Raw genomic sequence first — 15325 nt, forward strand, 5'->3', positions numbered from 1 at the left:
CGCCTCACCCTCACGGATTCATCATCGGGGCGACAGGGCTGCTTAGGTGCCTTGGCTGCCAGTGATCTTCTGATCGTATGTTGAGACGCAATCAGAAAATAATCCATATCCAGAGCCATAAAACTTCCATTATGGCAAACCAACATATTACACATAACAACAGAACAATGACCGACATGAGTGTCATCGATACGAAACTTCTTCGGCAATTCTTGCTGTTGTTCATTCGAACAGCGACGAGTGACCATCCACCATATGGGAATGGAATCAGTGCCAACAGATATAGGATAAGTGCCCCGATTTTTGGGGCCGTGTCGAGGTGTGCCCCGAGAGATTGTGAGTCCTGAAAGAAGTCAGAGAAGAAGATTGCTGCGGTGGCGATTCCGATCATGCTTAGCGTTGCAGCGTAAAGTATTTTTGTTTCACGTCGCTGTGCAGACATGGGTCTGTGTGAAATGATATTTTTTTCACACAGACCGTCAATCCATCCGAGGAGAGGAAAGGACAACCCCATGAAGGTCATCCACGCGAATCTCGGGGAGGTGAACCACCTCACCTTGGAAAACATGACGAATACAATCGCCCAGACGGCTCCGACGATGGTGCCGATGAGGAGGCCGTTGAGGGGTGCGCGGTGGTACTGGTCCTTGGGTGTGTTGTTGTGGGTGGTCATCGTGGTGCCTTGGTGTGGGGGTCGCAGGCGTCTCCTACACCGTTGTGGTCGGTGTCGGTCTGGTCTTGGTTGGCGATGGTGGGGCAGTTGTCCTGGTTGTCGGGCACGCCGTCGCCGTCTCGGGTGATGTGGATGGGGAAGGTGAGGGTGTCACTGGTTCCGGTGGTGTCGGTGATGTGTAGGTGTGCCCGATACTTTCCCAGCTGCTTTAGGGTGCGGGTGATCCTAGGTGTGGCACTGTCGATTTCGTAGTGGCCGTCCCCGTCAAGGTCCCACTGCCAGCGTCGGATACGCCCGGTCGACGTATATGACGATGACCCATCTAAAGAAAATGGCGTATCAGCGCGTACTAGATTTTGCCCAATCACAGCGGCCCGTATCCGCACGCTCGGAACCGACACGACATGCGTGGCTGCGTCACTTACCGAATTCGCACTCCACATCACTTTTTGAAAGAGCTTGCTTTGAGCTAGGGCAGCAATCTTGATGTGACCGGTAATGTTTGGATGGTAATAATTATTTTTATCGCTGCCAAAAATATTTGGAGCGTCTTCTGATACTGTTACGCCAGTTTTACTATCCGCATATCCGGCGGTTTCCCCGAAGGCATTGATCCAACGGTAAGGGTTTTGTTCGCCATTATGGACCACTGGTTCCGGTTCGTGGGTGGTGAAGAGCTCGGTGGTAGGCGCGTATGTCACATGGAGCTTGTGGCTCTGATTCCATTTGTTGATAGTGGCGGCCTGCTTGGTGCGGAATTCGTCTTCGGCCGCTCTCACGCGAGTGGAGGGTACATCAGTTAGAGGTAGATCGTCGTCTGCGGGGATGAGGTAGGGGTAGCCGATCAAGGCAACACGGGTATGAGCCGGATCCGCCAGTCGCTTCTGAATGTGTGACAGCAATGTCGTCGTGTTCGCCATCGTGGCACCAAGCTTCTTACGTGCTGCGTCAACAGAGCCGCCACACTTAGCTGCTGACCACACCCTTTCTATGAAGCAGTTTTCTACGACGTCAGCGAAGTTGAGGTCGTTGCCTCCGGCGGTCATGAGGACCACGCCGGTGTGGGGATCCATGGTATCGGCTTGGCTGATGATGTTGTGGTCTCCGGTGGCGATCTGGGCGCCACTCCAGGCTTTCACGTCGAGTTGGTACGTCGTGTCCGTGCTTTTCTGGTTGAGCATGCCGGTGAGTACCGAACCGTAGTTCTTGGGGCTGCGATACGATCCATCGGCCGGATACCCATCTTTCAGGGTTCCGTTGCCTGCCGAGTACGAGTCGCCCAGGACGGTCATTGTCACCAGCTTGCGGGGCTGGTGGGTCCCGATGGTGTCGAAGGACTGCAGACCACGCAGCACCGGTACCGCCTGCGCCGTTGTCAGCATCTCCCACTCGGGGGCCTTGATGGGGTTCGGGAATGATCCATCAGACTGCTGCTGATGCACGAGCCACTTCTGGCCGACCACCGCCTGCGCCTTGTGGGCGGCATCACCAGCCCGGTACAGTCCCGGTGCCACCCGCGTGGTCGCACGCACATTCGCACCGTAATCCTTTATGCCCCACCCGGCACCTTGCCAGTCGTCGTCGAGACGCTTGACGAGCGCCGCCTTGGCGGCCGTGACCTGCCTCTGCCAATCCGGGGTGGGGGTGGCCTTCACATGCGACAAGGCGGTCAACGTGACCCCATCAGTACTGACAACCCCCGCCATGTGCCTCGGCGGTGTCACCGCATACCTGGTCACCGAGTCGAGCAGGTTCTGCGGGATCGGTTTGCCCAACCGCTCCAAGGCAATCATGTCCAACGCCTGATGAAAAGGATGCTCATCGAACCGGGACGCATAGGTCACCACCGGCTTGGCGTAGTCGAACCCGTCATAGGTGGTCGACTCACCAAGAGCCAGCAGAGTGATCGTCACCTTCGCACACCCACCCACATTCGCCCTAGTGCAGTAACTCGGCCCTTGGGCCTTGATGGTGTCCTTGATCACGTTGAGGGTGGTCTGCGTGGCCGTATCCCTCCTGCCGGAGGCCACCAGCGCCAGAGCCTCATCTAACTGCCACTCCACACCGGTCTTGGCCAACGCGCCTCGATGGGCATTGATGTAATCAACCGCCTTGCTGGCCTGGGCGGCATAATCGACAGGCCGAGGATCAGACGTCCCAGCCATTTCCGCTGCCCGGGCCGCCGTCACCCCCACCACACCCACCATCAGTGCGGCAGCCACCACCGGGCCCACCACACGCCTACACATCCCCACCACGGCCATGCGCTCCCCCTCGAAAGCACGTTCCGACAGGTTCACGGGACAGCACAGGCGTGACATGCGTCGGTGTCGATCCGTAACCCCAGACGGAACCAGAAACCACTCCCCACCGGTGGCCTGGTACTCCGACTTCCACACACCAAGCGTGGTCACGGTTGCGGGACAGCGCCGGATTCCCACCGACTTCCCCACACCACCCGGGCATCAACCCCCTATCAGGCTGACAGCGAACACAATACCCCACATGTATTGGGAAAGCTCCCCTCACCGCCAGGATCTCACCAGCCCTTCCGGTCCGGAACTCCCCCGGACGGCGGCGGCGCCGTGGGGCCACTTGACGTCTTCTGGGATGACCCGTCGTTCTGGGTGTCCCGCTTCTGCTCATTGAGGGCCTGCTGGTTTTTCGTCGACAGGTCCTTCTCCCGCTGCTGCTCGGAATCATTCCTACGCGACGATTCCTTGTCCTGCGACTGAGAACCCTGCATGTCCTGTTTCATCTCCTCATCGAGGCGTTTCATCGTCGTGGACTGTTCGGTCCTCTGGTCGTCCGAGGTCTGCCGGGTGTGGGACTGGGGTGCAGTGGTTCTGCCCTGGCACCTGAGCCGTTGCGCAATGTCCTTGGCCTCCCTCAACGTGCCGGCCTTGGCCGTGCCACGGTTGAGGTTCTGCATCGTCGCCGATTCCTCCATCGTCCACACCAGGTTCATGCCCACCCGGCACCTGTACTCCTGTGGTGCCTTGTCGAGTGCGGTGCGAAGGTCATCCTCGGCGTCGGCGTATTTGCTCTCAGCAGCCCGGCTCGTTCCGCGGTCGTAGCTGGCGATCCACGGTTCGGTGACGTTGAACCTCATGTTCGCCCCGAAGTAGCGCTCGGCCTGGTCGTACTGCTGGGAGGTGAAGGCCCCGCTGCCGAGCCGGTCACACACCAAGGTGGCGGCGAGTCGGCACGCGGTGAGCACGAGAACGGCGACGAGCAGCGCCGTCACCCCGACGGTGAGCTGGCGTGCCCGGCGAGCCCGGCTCTGGCTCATCACGTCCCGCCAGGAGCGTCGCGGATCGGTCTGACGTGTGTGGCGAGGGCCTCTCATGGGACGTCCTTTCGTGCCCGGCGCAGTTGGCGAGCGCTCATGGTCAGCTGGACGGCGACGTCGGCCGCAGCGACGAGGCCGAGGATCCACGCCAGGTCCGTACCCGCGTTCACCTGCTCCTCATGGGTGGTGCGGTTCAGCGATATCTGGGGCGGGGTGAGCGTCCTGCCGGGTGACCGAGCGGCGAACGACAGACCCGCCTGACGAGCGGCACTGGTCAGCGTGGTGTGGTCGGCGTGGGAGATGGCCTTGCGACCGTGGTAGGTGACGTCGTTGGAGTCGAAGGCCGAGCGGGCCATCGGTGCCCCCTTGGCGGTGCCGTAGCCGTAGACGGCACCGTTGGTCACCAGAGGTTTGAGTGCTGCGAAGGAGCCGGGGGCCTTGGTGGCCGTCTGTTCCCCGTCGCCCAGGTAGAAGACCATCCTGGTGGCCTGAGGCGCCGATTCTCGGGCCTTCCGCAGGGCGTCGACGGCGGTGGGCACCCCCACACCGATGTCGGTGCCGGTGCCCTTGGTGTCCTCACGCCAGGTGAGGGAGTTCGCTGCGGAGACGATCGTGCCGGTGTCGGTGGTCGAGGCCACCGCCACCCGGGCCTCGTTGTCGAAGGTGACGAGGGTGAACCGGGCACCGCCGAAGACCGAGGCGAGCTGCGCGATGTCGCGAATGGCCCCGGAGAGACGCGTCTTGTTCCCGTTGTCGCGGGCCGCCATCGAGGTAGTTGTGTCGACCATGAGGACGATGTCGGCGTCCACGCTTGAACTTTGACGACCGGACTCGCCCACCACCGGGTGCAGGCCGATGAGCCCGACGAGCACGGCCAGCAGGATGTCCAGGATCGTGGTGGCGGTCCTGCCGCGAGTGTGGCGGCCCTGCACACCGAACCACACGGCCACGACGAGCAGGAGAACGGCAAACCCCACGGTGAGGGGATGTGGGTGAAAACTCATCGTTCCTCCCGTCGTCGAGCGATCATGGCCCCCAGTCCCCCAACGCCGATCATGAGGGCCCCGGGCCAGGGCATGTCGTAGGAGCGATGGCTGGCCATGGCCATGACCGCCTTCTTGGCCTGTGACTGGATGCGGTGGGCGATGTCTGCCGTATCGGCCTGCCCGTCGGAGGGGATCGTCAGGGTCTGGCCGTGGGTACGCAGTACCTGCTGGTGCAACTCGTCACGAGCCGCCCGGTAGTCGGGATCGTCACTGGCGGGCACGATGCCGAAAACCATGATGTGGCGTTTCACAGCCAAGTCGACGGCCTGGGGCACGGTGTAGACCGAGGGGCCGGCGTTCATGTTGTCGGTGGCGAGTACGACGTTTCGAGACCGGGGCTGATCGAGCTGGTCGAACCTGCTGAGACAGGAGGCCAGGCCATCACCGACCAGCGAGCCGCCCGGACCGTAGCGTACCCCGGAGGGGAGGTCGGCCCGGTCGAGCTGGTCCCTGGCCTGTTTCAACCCGGCCTTGACGATGTCCCGGTCGTGGGTGAGGGGAAACACCGTCACCGACGAGGAGTCGAACATGACGAATCCGATCCGGTCGTCGGTGATGCGATCGGCCAGCTGGATGTAGGTGTTGATGACCTGACGATCCACCCCCTCCATCGAGCCGGACACGTCGAGGCACAGCATGACATCACGGGTACGTATCTGACGATCGTCATCGTCGATCCCCTGCAATCTGGCGGCCACCAGACCGACTCCACAGGCCGCCATCGCCCAGCACACCACCTCGACCACCAGACAGCGAACGCGTCGCCGGGCGTGATCCCGGTAGGCGGGAAGGGCACGCAGTCGGTCGACATGTGCCACTGCAAGTCGCTCGATGCTCTCGTGACGGCGCAGCACCAGCCCGATGAGAACCGTCACGGCGATCGCGACGACGACGATCGGCCACATCCACCACCACATCAGGTCCATGAGCGCACCGTCCTCACGGCATCGGCCAACAGCTCGTCGGTATCGACGCCGTGGCCCTTCGGGTCGAACTCCACCGCATAGCACCGTTCGACGACCGCGACGACCGGATCGAGCCGCGGGTCCTCCTCGGCATGGCGAGAGAGTTCGTCCAACCCCTCGTAGTCCAGGTCGCTGTCGCAGGCGAGCGCGGCGAACCTGCGCAGGGCCATGCTGATGTCTCGGCACACGGTACGGTCTGGCTCACCACGTCGACAGGCGTCGGCGGCGGCATCGAGATCTCGTAGTGCCGTGGCACGGATCGTCTCCAGCGTTGCCGGTCCCTCTGCCGTGGCTGCGACGTCGATTCTCGTCAGGACGCGACGACACCCCCACAGCACGGCTGCGGCTGCGACCAGGCAGCCAAGGACCACCCACCACCATCTCGAGTCGTGTGAGACGGGCGGGTACAGGTCCAGCACGGGCAGCAGCCCTGGTGAGGCACTAGTGACGGGAGGCATGACGCATCCTCTCGAGGAGTCGGACGATCGCGGCAATCGAGTCGTCCACGTCGGCAACGGACTCGTGGATGATGCCGAGCCGATCCAGAGTGTGGCCGCGGCGCCTGGCTCGCTCCTGTCGGGCGGCCACGGCCTGCTCACGCACCTGCCGGTCCCGGGCCACGAATCCCGGTACGGGCTGGCCACTTGCCTGGTCACGAGTCGGCACGGCGGCCAGGGCCGGATCGGTGAGGTCGAGATCGGACACCTCGATGGCGAGCACCTCGTGGCGGGCACACAGACTCGCCAGGGCATCCACGTCTGCAGGACGGGGATCCCAGTCGTCCAGCACGACAACGACGATGCAGCGACGACGCAGCCCCGAGGCGGTCAGGTCGAGCAGCTCCACCAGATCGGGATCGGGTGCCTCCAGACGACATCCGGCGTCGAGCCCGGCGAGCATGTGCTCGATCTGTGTGTCCCAGTACGACGGTCGCGCCACGCTCGGACCGTCCTGACCGGGGGCCACGACGGTGACGTAGTCGCCCTGGTGGCACGCCACCCATGCCAGCACCCCGATCGTGGCAAGCACCACGTCGATCTTGGAGTGGGTGAGCGTGGCGGCACTGGCCAGCGATCCACCGGTCGGCACGACGAACGCGAGGGTGTGCCTGCGCTCGGCCCGATAGCTCTTGATGAGCAGCTCCCCGGCACGTGCCGAGGACTTCCAGTCGATGTCCTTGACGTCGTCGCCGGGCACGTAGGAGCGCAGATCGTCGAAGTCCATGCTGCGCCCCGTGGTCATCGACGCGTACTGGCCGTCGAGCAGACCCATGACCAGACGCCTCGGGTACAGCCCCAGGCGTCCTTGGACAGCTGTGAGGTACGCCATGGTCAGGGAGTGGGCACGGCGCCGAAGATGCCGTCGATGATCTCCTCGACGGGTACCTGGGTGGCGACGGCCTCGAAGGTGAGGATGAGCCGATGACGAAGGATCATGTGGCGCATCGCCCGCACGTCGTCGGGGATCACGTGGTCACGTCCGTGCATGAGTGCGTGGGCACAGGCTGCCTCGACGAATGCGATCGTGGCACGTGGGCTGGCGCCGTACTCCAGGTAGCGGGCCTGCTCCTGGGGAAGGTAGTCGCCGGCGTGCCGGGTCGCATGGACGATCTGGACGATGTAGTGCAGCAGGGACTCGTCCACGTGGACACGGCGCGACAGGCCCTGCAGCCACAGCACGTCGTTGCGGCTCACCACCGCGGAGACGGTGCGTGACTCGAGCGCGCCGGACTTGAGGCGGCGCAACATCTCCACCTCGTCGGCTGGCGAGGGATAGTCGACGATCACCTTGAGCAGGAAACGGTCCATCTGCGCCTGGGGCAGGACGTAGGTGCCCTCCTCGTCGATGGGGTTCTGGGTCGCCAACACCAGGAACGGGTTGGGCATGGGGTACGTCTTGCCCCCGATCGTCGCCTGCCTCTCCTGCATGGCCTCGAGCATGGCGGCCTGCGTCTTGGCGCTGGACCTGTTGATCTCGTCCAGCAGCACGACGTTGGCATGCACCGGGCCCAACTCGGTGGTGAACGTGCTGCTGCCGGGGTTGAACACCTGGGTGCCGATGATGTCGCTGGGCAGCAGGTCGGGGGTGCACTGCACGCGCGAGAAACTGGCATCGACGGTGGAGGCCAGGGTGGAGGCCGCCAGCGTCTTGGCCAGGCCCGGCACCGATTCCAGCAGCACGTGACCCCCGCCGATGAGTCCGACGAGCAGTGCCGTGCGCAATGCCTCCTGACCCACGACCTTGGAGTCGAAGGCTCGCGAGATCGTCTCGACGAGACGACGTGCCCGGTCCACCTCTGCCGGGTCGATCCTCGACCCCGTCGTGCTGGACTTACCCCTCGCGACGGGCGCGCCGTTTCCTCCGGGCCCACCGTGCCTGCCGAACTCGCCACGTCCGTCGGGTTCGCCGCGGCGGGGACGGTTCCTTGCCATCCAGCCCATGTTCATGGTCGTCTCTGCGCTCACGCTGTGTCCTCCTGGTCCGTGAACCATGCCTTCGTCCTTGTCCTTGCCTGTTCTCGTCGCTCGACTGCCTCGGAACTGATCGGTGTGCTGCGGCTTGTCGGGGCCTCGTCGGTGCGCCGGTCGGGACTGCCCCAGGCGGTGCGCAGCGCCCGGATCGTCGGTGCGCCGATGATGATGACGCCGAGCAGGGTGCACACGCCACGGGTGAGGTCGATCCCCATCGAGGTGCGCACCGAGTAGCGCACGAGCCGTTGGATCGTCTGCGTGCTCGACAGGCCGGTCACGAAGGCGTCGGACGTGTCCTGCCCGACGGTACCGGCCTCGTCGGTGGGCCAGCCGATGAGGTTGAGCATCACGCCCAGCACGGGGCCGCACAGCACGGCGAGTGGCCACGAGACCAACCATGCCGGTCTGGCCGGCACCCGCACCAGCACCGAGCCGATGAGCCCGGTGAGCCCCCACGCCAGCATCTGTCCGGGCAGCGGCGCGTCAACCGTGCCCACCAGCATGCTGGAGACCAGACATGATCCGGCTCCCACGAGGAATCCCGCCGACGGCCCTGCGGACACCCCGACCAGGAAGGGCAGGATGAACACCGGCTCCACGCCGAACACCCGCGGCGACATCGTCACCCGCACCAGCGAATTCACCACGACGAGGCACACCAGCAGCCCGACCCGCCAGACCCGACGGCCGTCATCGATCCATCGACACACCGCCAGCAGCACGAGACCGGCCGTGAGGAACACGGTCATCGCCTGGGCCTCGACAGTGGCCTGCTGTCGGGTCCCCGCTCGCATCGAGTCGATGAGCGGGATGGCGAGCCACATCCCGGTCACCACGGCCAGTATCGCCGTGACGACTCCACTACACCAGTTGCGCATGGGCCCAACCTCCCTCCGCAACGGCATCGGCCCCCGGGACCAGGGTCAGATCGGTCGCCCTGACGACGTGACAGCCGGGGAACACCTGGGCCACCTGGGGTGGGTACGGAAGATCGTCCACCACGGAGCCGGGGCGTCCGTCGGCGACGACCTCGTGCTCATCGACGACCAGCACCCGATCGCACCATCGGGCCACCAGGTCGACGTCCCGACACGCCATGATCACGGCCGCCCCCCGCTGCCGCACCGCCTTCACCAGACGATCACCGCTGGCGGCGTCGACCGCCCATCCCGGGTCGATCCACAGCACGACCTCACCACCTGCGCACGCCAGCACGTCGGCCAGCAGACGTTGTTGGCCCTCGCCGTGCTCGACACCGCGACGTGCACCCACCGGCCCCAGCACCTCGTCGGCCAACTCCATGCTCGCCCCGACCGAGCGATCGGATCGGCGATCGACCAGCTCGCAGGCCCGCCGCACACTCGTCTGACGCAGCAGGGTGCGCAACAGACGATCCTCCGGGCAGGACGGGTTCACCGTGGCAGCCAGACGACGTGCCACCCGATGCGCCTGGACCGGGTCGTGGGACACGACCCCCAGCACCTGACCGGCACGCACGTCGACCAATGTGCCGGACAGCCGCAGACCCGCCGGGTCCACGCGGGTGAGTATCGGCCCCTCGGACTGTTGCGGGTGGGCACATGACATCGCGGTGACCGCCTCCGCGGCGAGAAGATCGCGGGCCTGGGCCGGATCGGTGAAGAACTGCTCACCCGATCGGGCAGCAATCTGCTGCAGGGGCGTCGGGGGCAGTTGGCTGGACGACCACGACGGGGCAGCCGTCTGCTGGACGTGTCCGTCGACGATCTCCACGACGCTGTCGGCCACTCCCAAGGCGTGCTCCAGGGCATGCTCGGCCCACACGACGATCCGACCCGCCCGGGCCACACGGGCGATGCAGGAGGCGGCACGAGACCGCCACATCGACGTCATGGGTGCCAACACCTGGTCCAGCAGCAGCACCGGCGCCTCGGAGGCGATGCCCTCGACCAGTGCCATGCGGGCCGCCACGCAGGCCGGCATCCGTGCCGCTGGTGTGCCGCACCACCGGGTGAGCCCCAACTCCTCGATGACGCTGCGCAGCTCGACGTCATGGGCTCCGAGACCCTCGAGGTCGATCACGCCTCCCAGCGGACGGTGCCCCACCATCGTCAGGAGGGGACGCAGCTCGGCACGACTCATCTGGTCGATCCGCCGCCCAGACAGTCGAACCACGCCCCGTCGGCGCACCACCTGCCGATCCCGGTACCCTGCGACGAGACGCAACAGGGTCGTCGATCCGCAGCCACTGCGGCCCGTGACGAGGGTGACTCCCTGCCCTGCCCACACACTGACGTCGTCCAGGATCCGGCCGACCCGCGAGACATCCACACACATCGACTCAACCTCGAGCACGTCGACCTCCAGCGTTGAACGTGACCGTCACGGCGACCGCACCGAGCACCACGGCGACACACAGCACGACGGGCATCCCGCTGGGCGTCGCCAACGCAGCAGCATCCCCCGTCCACCCCCGAACCAGCCATGCCACGACCGTTGCGATGGCCGCAAGGACGAGGGCAACGTCCACCAGTCGCAGCCGCCCCACCCCGGGCAGCCCGTGCACCATGAGCACCACCAGACCAGCCAGCGCCCACAGACCGGCAACAGTCATCAGGGCACGGTCCCAGTAGGGGTCCACGGCGGCAACCTGCCACAGCGTCCAGCCCGTCATGGTCTGACGGACACACGCCAGCAGCACGACGAGTGTGCCGGCCACCCCCAGCACCCGACACCAGGACCGGGGCGATCTCACAAGCCGGGCCTCCTCCCATCGATCCTCGATCTCGCGGCCACGATCGATGCCGTCGACCAGGGCCTGCAGACGCGAGGTGCGCAGGCCGCCGCGGCGCAGCCGGACTCGATCGGCCACCGCCACCGAGACGCCCTCTGCCATGCACATCCCCGGAGCCATCACCCGCGCTCCCCGGCCCAGCCAGCACATGGCCAGGTCGAGCCAGTCGTGGGCGGGGCGCAACTGCACCAGCACCGCCCCGGCAACCACTGCCACACACGCCTGCACGGCATGATTGGCGGCGTTCAGCGTCGGGCCGGCGTGGACGACACCTCCGATCTGCTGGCTGCCGATCAGGATGGACGGCAACGTCACCACGATGCCGCCGGTGGTCGTCACATGACCCAGCACACCGGCCAGGAGCAGTGCCCAGATGACGACCAGCACCACGCAGATCTCGCGGACAGGCCGCCACACGGCCCGCCGGGGACCACCTGCCACCGCCGCGACCACGCACAGCGCCACCAGAGCCGTCAGTGACACCACGAGTTGATCTGCCATCCACGCCACGGCCACCAGCGAGACGACCCACAGCAGGGCCGTCAGGGGATGCACGCGTTTCATGCTCGTCCTCTCATGATTCGGCGTCCTCGCCATCCGGCACCGGCCATCGCCGCTGCGGCCACCACGGCTCCTGCACCAACGGCCCCCTGCACGATTCGGTTGCTCGGGTGCCTCTCCTCGGCTCCTGCCAGACTCGACGCGCCCCTGTGGCGCGGTTCGCGGAACGTGCCCTTGTAGGGGGCCTGCACGGGGTGGTCCGAGGGAACGACGTCCCAGCTGTGGACCACGATCAACCCGTCACCGCCATAGGAGGTCATCCGCATCTTGTAGCGGTGATGCTTCATCCCGCGTGGCAGCTGGTAGCCGATGTCGACCGGCTTGGAGGGATCGTCCAGCCACACCTGGGCCGTGTCGGAGGAATCCCCTACCATAGTCACCGGGAGTTCACCGCTGACCAACTTGTCCGTCTCCGGTTTCGGGGCCTTGGTCACGTTCACCCAGTGTCCCGCATCGTCCTGGTACTCGATCTGGTACTGCCCCGTCATCATCGACCCGACGGTGCGTATCCCGATCGTCTGACCCACGGGTTTCTCCAGGCCCCAGCCGTCCCCCAGCACGGTGGGTTTCAACGTTCCGTATGGCACGAAGCTGCCTGCCGCCGTGTCGAGGTTGTCCAAGGTCACGTCATCGGGCCCCACGAAGATCCATGCGCTGGGTATCTTCGCCGGATCATCCTGAATGGTGGGGAATCCCAACCTGGTGCCCACGATCCCGGTGTTCCCGACGGCCACCGGCTTGTCAGCCACGGCGAAGCGTTCCAGCTTGGTCAGCTTGCCGTGGTCGTCGGTGCGCACGTAATAGGCCGCCAACCGCACCCGGGTGCCCGGCTTCCCGGTCACGTCGACCCCCGAATAGGACACCTCCCGTGCATCACCTCCACCCACGCTCACGGTGCACTCATAGTTCGGATCCGAACACAGTTGAGCCGAGACACCATCGCCGGCCTGGGCCACCACCGGCCATGAAACCACGCCGACAATCACCACGACAGCTGCCAGGCACATCGTCCTGCGAACCTTCACCATTGGTCCTTCTCCATAGTCCCAGTCGCACACGACCGGCATGACGGAAGGGGATCGGCGAGACCTCCAGACCTCACCGATCCCCTTCCGCTACTCACTTACTTCTTGACAGGAGGATCGATCGACGGAATTTCCTTTCCGCCCAAGGTCACTCCCACCCACGTGTTCTTACCCGGTGTCGGCACCATCATGTCCCACTTACCGCCAGGCTTGGAGGCCATGGAATACATCCAGTACTTTCCCAAACCCTCATTGTCCTTGACACCGTTGACCGTGTCGATGAGACCCACACCGTCCTTCGGGGCATACGTGATCCCCACCGCCTTGAGCGGCTCGGTCCGGCCATCACCATCGGAATTGGCCCACTTGCCGTTCTCATTGCACCGCACCAGAATCCGCGAGTCCTTCGCACCAGCTGGCCAGTTGCCCTTCACAGCCGGCTTCTGGTGGCTCGGATCATCCTTGAAGTCCACGACGACCGTCTGCCCCTCATTGGCAGCGCAGGCCCCATCATGCCATCCCGGTCCGGAGGCTGGCCCAGCTGCCTGGGCCGCCCCCGTTCCGGTCACGGCACCAGCGGCCAGCAGCACCGCGACCAGCGGACCAGCGATTCGTCGGCTCATCGTCGACATTCCCATCTTCTTCTCCGTCATCCTTGTCGTCATTGCATCTCTTCCTTTCACAGCAGATGACACACCTACAAATGTCCCGTCCACCATCGCCTGGTCAGGCTCCGGTGGCGGGCAGTGCTGGGGTAGTCGTTGACCCGCCATCTGTCCCCGGGTCGGCACCGTGACCATCTCGGTCTTCCGTTGGCTGCACCGTCGAGTTGGTGGGGTTCACGGAGGCATTCGGGGTGGGCAGCGGTGTCAGGGTCGGCGTGACGGTTGGTGTCGTCGTGGGAGTCTGGGTCGGCTCGGACGTCGGGGTGCCGGTCGGGGACGCCGTCGGCGTGGGGCTCACCGTTGGGGTCGGCACCACAGTCGGGGTCGGTGTGGGAGCGTCGGCGTACTGGGGCCGGTGCTCGGGCCGGTTCGGGTTGTCGCCGGCGAAATAGAACTGCTTGTCAGGATCATTCGGATCTCCTGAGTGCCCCTCGGGCTCGAAGCCAATGGCCACGGCCATCCCCTTCACCGGCTTGTCCGTCATCGACGGGAACACGTCAGGATCATTGATCGGTGCACCCGGATAGGGCTCCCCCTCCACAACCTTTTCCGGCCACGGCGGCAGGACGCCGTCCTTGTCGGGCACCACCGTCAACGCACCCACCGAGATCAAGTCACCGTCCGAGGTCTCATCCCCGTTGGGAGTGATCCCCAGGAAGCGATACCACCCATTGGCGTCCCGTGTACCGGGAACACCCACACTCGCCGCCCAGTTCGCCGGCTGATACTCTGCGCCCCACTCGCCACTTGGAGCGTACTTGAGCGGCTCCAGGCCCTTGTGGCAACGCACCAGCCAGCCGTCCTTGACGTGGGCGTCGGTGTACGTGGTCGTGGCCGGATTCAAATCACCCCGGTCCTTCGGATCCACCGCCGCCATGTCGATGAGAACCGAGTACCCCTCCTCACCCTTGGCACACCACCCCGAATGCCACTGATCCGCCGACGCCGTCGGAATCTGCTCCGGCTCGGGGGTTGGTTCGGTGGTCTCGCTGGGTTCCGGGTCCGGAGTCGGGAGTGGCGTCAGAGTCGGATCCGCAGTCGGCCCAGCCGTCGGCGTGGGGCTCACCGTCGGCTCCGGAGTCGGTGCGGGGGCCTCGCCGTACTGGGGCCGGTGCTCGGGACGATTCGGGTTGTCACCAGCGAAATATTCATTAACGGTATTTTTGTATCCAAAAGGGAAAGCAGTGACGGCCACGGCCATTCCCTTCACCGGCTTCTGGATCATCCCATCATAACTCGAGTTCGGCTTACCGGGATAGTCATGACCCTTTTTAACGTTTTCCGGCCATGACGGCATGGTACCGTTCTTGCCAGGAACTACCGACATTGTCGCCGTTTGAATCCGCTCGCCATTCGAGGTCATACCATACCAAGGAGTAATCCCCAAAAAATGAGATATATACTCTCGCTGGGTATTCACCTTCTTCCCGGGAATACCCACCGCCGCAGCCCAGTACTCCGCGTTATCCCATCTCTCTGGACTGTCACCCTCGACAGTCTTGATCGGCTCCAGGCCCTTGTGGCAGCGCACCAGCCAGCCGTCCTTGGCATGGACGTCGGTGAGCTTCGATGCGGTCGGGGCGAGATCACCGCGATCCTTCGGATCCAGCGCTGCGAAATCGATGAGAACCGAGTACCCCTCCTCACCCTTGGCACACCACCCCGGATGCCACTGATCCGCCGACGCCGTCGGAATCTGCTTCACATCATCGTCATCGGCCCATGCCGGCACGACGAGACCGCCAGCCGCCATCACGGCAGCCAGACCCCCCGTCACCCACCTCATCATCGTCTTGCCCATTGATTCACCTTTCTCATTTCTCATCCACACATTTCCTTCACGTGTGGCAGCCT

The 15325-nt window shown here is 64.6% G+C and carries 14 protein-coding genes; all 14 read right to left on the reverse strand.

Features of this window, described 5'->3' with window-relative positions:
• Nucleotides 1-91: 91 nt before the first annotated feature.
• The 14 genes from ACP8JZ_RS05965 to ACP8JZ_RS06030 all read right to left on the reverse strand — a co-directional run bounded on the left by ACP8JZ_RS05965 (nt 92) and on the right by ACP8JZ_RS06030 (nt 15296).
• Nucleotides 92-673 (reverse strand): hypothetical protein, encoded by a 582-nt coding sequence (locus ACP8JZ_RS05965; protein WP_484482233.1) that lies wholly within the window; start codon nt 671-673, stop codon nt 92-94.
• Nucleotides 670-2880 carry a PKD domain-containing protein gene (locus tag ACP8JZ_RS05970; RefSeq protein WP_484482813.1) on the reverse strand — a complete coding sequence of 737 codons (2211 nt, stop codon included), beginning with the start codon at nt 2878-2880 and terminating at the stop codon, nt 670-672. The genes ACP8JZ_RS05965 and ACP8JZ_RS05970 overlap by 4 nt, the downstream gene beginning before the upstream one ends.
• A 332-nt stretch (nt 2881-3212) precedes the next feature.
• Nucleotides 3213-4022, reverse strand: coding sequence for a tetratricopeptide repeat protein (locus ACP8JZ_RS05975; RefSeq protein WP_484482234.1), 810 nt, complete (start codon nt 4020-4022; stop codon nt 3213-3215).
• Nucleotides 4019-4969: a vWA domain-containing protein gene (locus tag ACP8JZ_RS05980; RefSeq protein WP_484482235.1), complete on the reverse strand. Its 951-nt coding sequence runs from the start codon at nt 4967-4969 to the stop codon at nt 4019-4021. The genes ACP8JZ_RS05975 and ACP8JZ_RS05980 overlap by 4 nt, the downstream gene beginning before the upstream one ends.
• Nucleotides 4966-5937, reverse strand: coding sequence for a vWA domain-containing protein (locus ACP8JZ_RS05985; RefSeq protein ID WP_484482236.1), 972 nt, complete (start codon nt 5935-5937; stop codon nt 4966-4968). The genes ACP8JZ_RS05980 and ACP8JZ_RS05985 overlap by 4 nt, the downstream gene beginning before the upstream one ends.
• Entirely contained in the window at nt 5928-6434 is a 507-nt protein-coding gene (locus tag ACP8JZ_RS05990; protein ID WP_323456254.1) for a hypothetical protein, read from the reverse strand. Before ACP8JZ_RS05990 ends, ACP8JZ_RS05985 begins: the two co-directional genes overlap by 10 nt.
• Entirely contained in the window at nt 6418-7305 is an 888-nt protein-coding gene (locus ACP8JZ_RS05995; protein ID WP_484482237.1) for a DUF58 domain-containing protein, read from the reverse strand. The genes ACP8JZ_RS05990 and ACP8JZ_RS05995 overlap by 17 nt, the downstream gene beginning before the upstream one ends.
• Nucleotides 7306-7307: 2 nt before the next feature.
• Nucleotides 7308-8423 (reverse strand): AAA family ATPase, encoded by a 1116-nt coding sequence (locus ACP8JZ_RS06000; protein WP_484482814.1) that lies wholly within the window; start codon nt 8421-8423, stop codon nt 7308-7310.
• A 14-nt stretch (nt 8424-8437) separates the two neighbouring features.
• Nucleotides 8438-9325 carry an ECF transporter S component family protein gene (locus tag ACP8JZ_RS06005; RefSeq protein WP_484482238.1) on the reverse strand — a complete coding sequence of 296 codons (888 nt, stop codon included), beginning with the start codon at nt 9323-9325 and terminating at the stop codon, nt 8438-8440.
• On the reverse strand, nt 9309-10781 hold the full coding sequence (locus ACP8JZ_RS06010) for an ATP-binding cassette domain-containing protein (RefSeq protein ID WP_484482239.1): 1473 nt from the start codon (nt 10779-10781) through the stop codon (nt 9309-9311). The genes ACP8JZ_RS06005 and ACP8JZ_RS06010 overlap by 17 nt, the downstream gene beginning before the upstream one ends.
• Nucleotides 10768-11784, reverse strand: coding sequence for a hypothetical protein (locus tag ACP8JZ_RS06015; RefSeq protein ID WP_484482240.1), 1017 nt, complete (start codon nt 11782-11784; stop codon nt 10768-10770). The genes ACP8JZ_RS06010 and ACP8JZ_RS06015 overlap by 14 nt, the downstream gene beginning before the upstream one ends.
• On the reverse strand, nt 11781-12809 hold the full coding sequence (locus tag ACP8JZ_RS06020) for a hypothetical protein (RefSeq protein ID WP_484482241.1): 1029 nt from the start codon (nt 12807-12809) through the stop codon (nt 11781-11783). Before ACP8JZ_RS06020 ends, ACP8JZ_RS06015 begins: the two co-directional genes overlap by 4 nt.
• 95 nt (nt 12810-12904) lie before the next feature.
• Nucleotides 12905-13459, reverse strand: a complete 555-nt coding sequence (locus ACP8JZ_RS06025; protein ID WP_484482242.1) for a hypothetical protein — start codon at nt 13457-13459, stop codon at nt 12905-12907.
• Between the two features lie 73 nt (nt 13460-13532).
• Complete coding sequence (locus ACP8JZ_RS06030) at nt 13533-15296, reverse strand: hypothetical protein (protein ID WP_484482243.1); 1764 nt, start codon at nt 15294-15296, stop codon at nt 13533-13535.
• Between the last annotated feature and the right edge of the window lie 29 nt (nt 15297-15325).

Source organism: Cutibacterium sp. LaCa_286 (assembly GCF_057198075.1).